The sequence below is a fragment of the Micrococcus sp. LASM2_SD2 genome (genome assembly GCF_057364565.1).
Genome location: NZ_JBNFOB010000175.1, coordinates 1 through 5,248 on the forward strand (window position 1 = coordinate 1; position 5,248 = coordinate 5,248).

The following is a 5,248-nucleotide window of genomic DNA, read 5'->3' on the forward strand; positions in this document are numbered from 1 at the left end:
CGGGCGCCCCGGCCGCCGCACGCGGGGGTCACTCGGCTCCGGCCGAGACCATGACCTGGGCGGCGCGCAGCACGCGCCCGTTGCGGACATAGCCGTTGCGGAAGACCTGGACGATGTGGTCCTCCGGGACCTCCTCGCTCGGCTGGCGCAGGACGGCCTCCTGCAGGGACGGGTCGAACTCGGTCCCCGCCAGGGCCTCCTGATCCTGGCGCTCAAGGCCCAGGCCGTTGAGGACGGTGTCCAGCTTCGCGGCGATCGCGGCCATCGGACCGTCCTCCAGGTCGCCGGCGGCGCGGGCCGCGTCCAGGTCGTCCAGGACCGGGACGAGCGCCATGACGGCCTTGAGCACGCCCTGGTCCTTCGCCACGTCGCGGTCGCGGTCCACGCGGCGCTTGTAGTTCACGTACTCGGCCTGCACACGGCGCAGGTCCGCCTCCAGCTCGGCCTCACGGTCCGAGCGGCCGGGGCTGCTGCGGCGTCGTGATCGGCGCCGTCGGCGTCCGCGCCGGCCTCGTCGAGGATCTTCTCGGCCTGGGACAGGGCGTCCCCGTCGGCCTGCGCGCCGTCCACGTCCTGTCCGGCGGCGGCCTCCTGTGCGGCGGTCTCCTCGGCGGCCTGGTCTGCGGCGGCCTCGGCGGCCTGCCCGTCCTGCTGGACGTCCTCGGGCCGGGTGTTGTCGTCGGGCTGCTTGTCCTGGCTCATGCCGGGCTCCTCTCGTGCGGCCGCCTCGGATGCGGCCGGAAGTCTGCTGGCCCCGTGCGGGGGTGCCCCTGCACCGGGGCGGGGGTGCCCCTGCACCGGGGCGGGGACGACGACGGCGGGTCGGCTCCGCAGCGCGGGCTGCGGCGTGCCGGCCGCCGTCGTCGGGGGTGAAGGTCACCGGTCCCGGCCGCGTCGGCAGGTGATGCCTCCGGCCGGCCGGTGCGGGATCAGTCCTTCTTCTCGTCGTCCTCGTCGACCACCTCGGCGTCGACGACGTCCTCGTCCTGGCCGGCGGCCTGGTCCGCGCCCGGCTGCTCGCCGCCGGTGGCGCCGTCGGCCTGCTGCTGGGCGTAGAGCGCCTCGCCGATCTTGACCTGGGAGGCCTGGAGCTTCTCGAACGCGGCGGCGACCTCGTCGTCGTTGTCCTGCTTCTCCAGGGCGGCCTTGAGGGCGTCGACGTCGGCCTGCACCTCGGTCTTGGTCTCCTCCGGCAGTTTCTCGCCGTTCTCCTTCAAGAGCTTGACCACGGCGTAGGCCGACTGCTCGGCCTGGTTGCGCTGCTCGGCGGCCTCGCGGCGCTTCTTGTCCTCGTCCGCGTGGGCCTCGGCGTCCTTGACCATGCGGTCGATGTCGTCCTTGGACAGGGACGAGCCGCCGGTGATGGTCATGGACTGCTCGGTGCCGGTGCCCTTGTCCTTGGCGGACACGTGGACGATGCCGTTGGCGTCGATGTCGAAGGTGACCTCGATCTGGGGCATGCCGCGCGGGGCCGGGGCGATCCCGGTCAGCTCGAAGGTGCCCAGGTTCTTGTTGTCCCGGGTGAACTCGCGCTCGCCCTGGAAGACCTGGATCGACACGGACGGCTGGTTGTCCTCCGCGGTGGTGAAGGTCTCGGAGCGCTTGGTCGGGATGGCCGTGTTGCGCTCGATGAGCTTGGCCATCACGCCGCCCTTGGTCTCGATGCCCAGCGACAGCGGGGTCACGTCGATCAGGAGGACGTCCTTGCGCTCGCCCTTCAGCACGCCGGCCTGCAGGGAGGCGCCGATGGCGACGACCTCGTCCGGGTTCACGCCCTTGTTGGGCTCCTTGCCGCCGGTGAGGTCCTTCACCAGCTCGGCCACGGCCGGCATGCGGGTGGAACCGCCCACCAGGACCACGTGGTCGATGTCGGCGACCTTCACGCCGGCCTCGGCGATCACGTCGTCGAACGGCTTGCGGGTGCGCTCCAGCAGGTCGGAGGTGAGGTCCTGGAACTTCGCGCGGGAGAGGTGCTCGTCCAGGTGCACCGGGCCGTCGGAGGTGACGGACAGGTACTGCAGGGAGATGTTGGTGCTGGTCGCGGAGGACAGCTCCTTCTTCGCCTGCTCGGCGGCCTCCTTCAGGCGCTGCAGGGCGATCTTGTCCTTGGACAGGTCGGCGCCCTTGGCCTTGGCCTGCTGCAGCAGCCAGTCGACGATCCGCTGGTCCCAGTCGTCGCCGCCGAGGCGGTTGTCGCCGGAGGTGGCGCGCACCTGGATGGTGGAGAAGCCGTCCTCGTCCTTACCCACCTCGAGCAGGGAGACGTCGAAGGTGCCGCCGCCGAGGTCGAAGACGAGGATGAGCTCGTCCTCCTTGCCCTTCTCGAGGCCGTAGGCCAGGGCGGCCGCGGTCGGCTCGTTGATGATGCGGGACACGTTCAGGCCTGCGATCTCGCCGGCCTCCTTGGTGGCCTGGCGCTCGGCGTCGTTGAAGTACGCCGGCACGGTGATGACCGCGTCGGTCACCTTCTCGCCCAGGTACTCCTCGGCGTCGTGCTTCAGCTTCATCAGCGTGCGCGCGGAGATCTCCTGCGCGGTGTACTTCTTGTCGTCCACCTCGGTGGTCCAGTCCGTGCCCATGTGGCGCTTGACCGAGGCCAGCGTGCGCTCCGGGTTGTTGACGGCCTGGCGCTTGGCGACCTCGCCGACCAGCACCTCGCCGCCCTTGGAGAAGGCGACCACCGACGGGGTGGTGCGGGCGCCCTCGGCGTTCGCGATGACGACCGGGTCGCCACCCTCGAGGACGGCAACCACGGAGTTGGTGGTGCCCAGATCGATACCCACTGCTCGCGACATCATGTGTCCTTTCGTCGACTGCTGCTCGAGGTGACTGCGACCGACCGGTGCCGGTCGCCCCTGAGCGTTCTGGACTCAACCTGCCACCGGGGCGGAAGGCCTGTCAAGAAACCTGAGTCACCTCGACTCATGTTCTGGTGTCGACGGGTACAACGAGGGGCCCGGGGGATTCATTCCCGGGCCCCTCATGTGAAGTGCGTCACGCCGTCTTGGCCGGCCACCAGACCCTCGGTCCGATGTCCCTGACCAGGGCGGGGATCAGCAGCGTGCGGACCACGAGGGTGTCCAACAGGACACCGAACGCCACGATGAAGGCGAGCTGCACCATGAACATCAACGGGATCACGGCCAGGGCAGCGAACGTGGCGGCCAGCACCACGCCGGCGGAGGTGATGACGCCGCCGGTCACGGTCAGCGCCTTCAGCACCCCGGCCCGGGTGCCGACCTCCTCCACCTCCTCGCGGGCACGGGTCATGAGGAAGATCGTGTAGTCCACGCCGAGCGCCACGAGGAACACGAACCCGTACAGCGGCACGGTCGGATCCGCGCCCGGGTAGTCGAGCACGTGGTTGAAGACCAGCGCCGAGACGCCCATCGCGGTGCCGAAGCTGATGACGGTGGCCACCACCAGCAGGACGGCGGCCAGCACGGAGCGCAGCAGGACCATGAGGATCAGGAGCACCACGGCGAGCACCAGCGGGATGATGACCGTCAGGTCGCGCTGGGCGGTGTCGTTGGTGTCCAGCGCCTCGGCGGCGGTGCCGCCCACGAGCGTCTCCCCCGGGACCTCCTGGAGCTCGGCGCGGACGGTCTCGATCGTCCGCTGGGCCTCGAGGGACTCGGCCGGGTCGGACAGGGTGGCCGAGAAGACCACCTCGCCGTCCACCTCCAGCGGGGGCAGGTCCATCGGCGGGGTCTCCGCCGGTGCCCCGCCCTCGGCCTCGAGCTGGACCTCGGCGATGCCGTCGGCGCCCTCGAGGATCTCCTGGACCCGGTCACGCTGGTCGGCGGGCGCCACGATGGTCGCCGGCGAGCCGGAACCGGCCGCGAAGTGGTCAGAGAGGACGGCCTGGCCGGCCTTCGCGTCGGACTCGCCCAGGATCACGTCGGTCTGGGAAACACCCGAGGCGTTGAGCTGGGTGATGCCGGCGGCCACGGCGAGCAGCACGGCCGCGGTGACGATCCAGACCGTGCGGGCGTGGCGCGCCACGAGGGCCGCGGACCTCGTCCAGATGCCGTGGTCCTCCTCGAGCCCGGCGATCGGACGGCCCTGGGCGTCCTCGGGCTGGCGGTAGGACCTGCCCTTGGCGGCCAGTCTCTCCTTGCGCGCGCGGGCGTTCGCCGGGGACGGGATGTTCGGCCAGAAGGCGATTCGGCCGAGCAGCTGCAGGATGGCCGGGAGCATGGTCAGCGCGGCCAGCCAGGCGAAGACGATGCCCGAGGCCGCGATGGGTCCGAGGGAACGGTTCGAGTTCAGGTCGGAGAACAGCAGGCAGAGCAGCGCGATGGCCACGGTGGAGGCCGAGGCGGTGATGGCGCCGAAGCTGCCGCGCACGGCAGCGGCGAGCGCGTCGAACACGTGATCGCGGACCAGCAGCTCCTCGCGGTGGCGGGCCACCAGCAGCAGGCAGTAGTCCGTGGCGGCGCCGATCACGAGGATGAACAGGATGCCCTGGGACTGGCCGTTGAGCTGGATCCAGTCCCACTTCGCCATCCAGTAGACGGCCACGATCGCGGCGCACAGGCCACCCATGGCGGTGAGCAGCACGACGATCGGCAGCAGAGCGGAGCGATAGACGACCACGAGGATCACGAACACCACGATCAGTGCGACCCCGAGCAGGATCCCGTCGATCCCGGCGAACGCGTTGCCGAGGTCGGACGCCAGGCCCGCCGGGCCGGTGACGTGCCACTGCGCGTCCGCCAGCGAGGAGTCGGCCACGGCGGCCTCCCCGGGGACGTCCTCGGCCAGGACGGCGCGCAGCTCCTCCACCACCGCGTCGAGCTCCGGGGCACCGTCGGAGGTGTCCACGAGGGTGATCAGCTGGACGGCCTCGCCGTCGTCGCTCGGGATGGGGCCGACGACCTCATCCACGCCCGCGACGCCCTTCAGGGCCGCCGTGATCGCCTCGAAGGCGGGGGCGTCGGCGCGCGGGTCCACCTGCGCCTCCCCCACCACGACCGCCGGGACGGCCTCTCCCTCGCGGAACTTCGCCGCCTCCTCAGCGGCGAGGGTGGACTCGGCGCTGGCCGGAAGGAAGGTCGCCTGGTCGTTCGAGGAGACCTCAGAGATCTTCCCGAAGGTCGGCCCGCCGAATCCCATGGCGGCGAACCACAGGAGGAAGAGGACCACCGCGATGCCGATGCGCAGGCCGGCCGAGGGCCTGCCGTCGCCGGTCAGCGGGACGGCGCCGTGACTCCCGGGCCCCGCCCCCGGACCCGTCGGGGGCGGA

At 71.2% G+C, this 5,248-nt stretch carries 4 protein-coding genes; all 4 read right to left on the reverse strand.

Features of this window, described 5'->3' with window-relative positions:
• Positions 1 to 28 precede the first annotated feature (28 nt).
• Positions 29 to 418, reverse strand: a complete 390-nt coding sequence (locus AC2W7A_RS09220) for a nucleotide exchange factor GrpE (protein ID WP_485991104.1) — start codon at positions 416 to 418, stop codon at positions 29 to 31.
• Positions 400 to 702, reverse strand: coding sequence for a hypothetical protein (locus AC2W7A_RS09225; protein ID WP_485991105.1), 303 nt, complete (start codon positions 700 to 702; stop codon positions 400 to 402). Before AC2W7A_RS09225 ends, AC2W7A_RS09220 begins: the two co-directional genes overlap by 19 nt.
• Positions 703 to 929: 227 nt before the next feature.
• Positions 930 to 2,795, reverse strand: a complete 1,866-nt coding sequence (dnaK, locus tag AC2W7A_RS09230) for a molecular chaperone DnaK (RefSeq protein ID WP_485991106.1) — start codon at positions 2,793 to 2,795, stop codon at positions 930 to 932.
• 199 nt (positions 2,796 to 2,994) lie between these two features.
• The gene (locus tag AC2W7A_RS09235) at positions 2,995 to 5,196 is read right to left on the reverse strand and encodes an MMPL family transporter (protein WP_485991107.1); all 2,202 of its coding nucleotides are present in this window, start codon (positions 5,194 to 5,196) and stop codon (positions 2,995 to 2,997) included.
• Between the last annotated feature and the right edge of the window lie 52 nt (positions 5,197 to 5,248).

Bases quoted from the DNA above. Each gene is read 5' to 3' on its own strand.
- AC2W7A_RS09225 (WP_485991105.1), bottom strand. From the start codon at position 702: ATGAGCCAGGACAAGCAGCCCGACGACAACACCCGGCCCGAGGACGTC.
- dnaK (WP_485991106.1), bottom strand. From the start codon at position 2,795: ATGTCGCGAGCAGTGGGTATCGATCTGGGCACCACCAACTCCGTGGTT.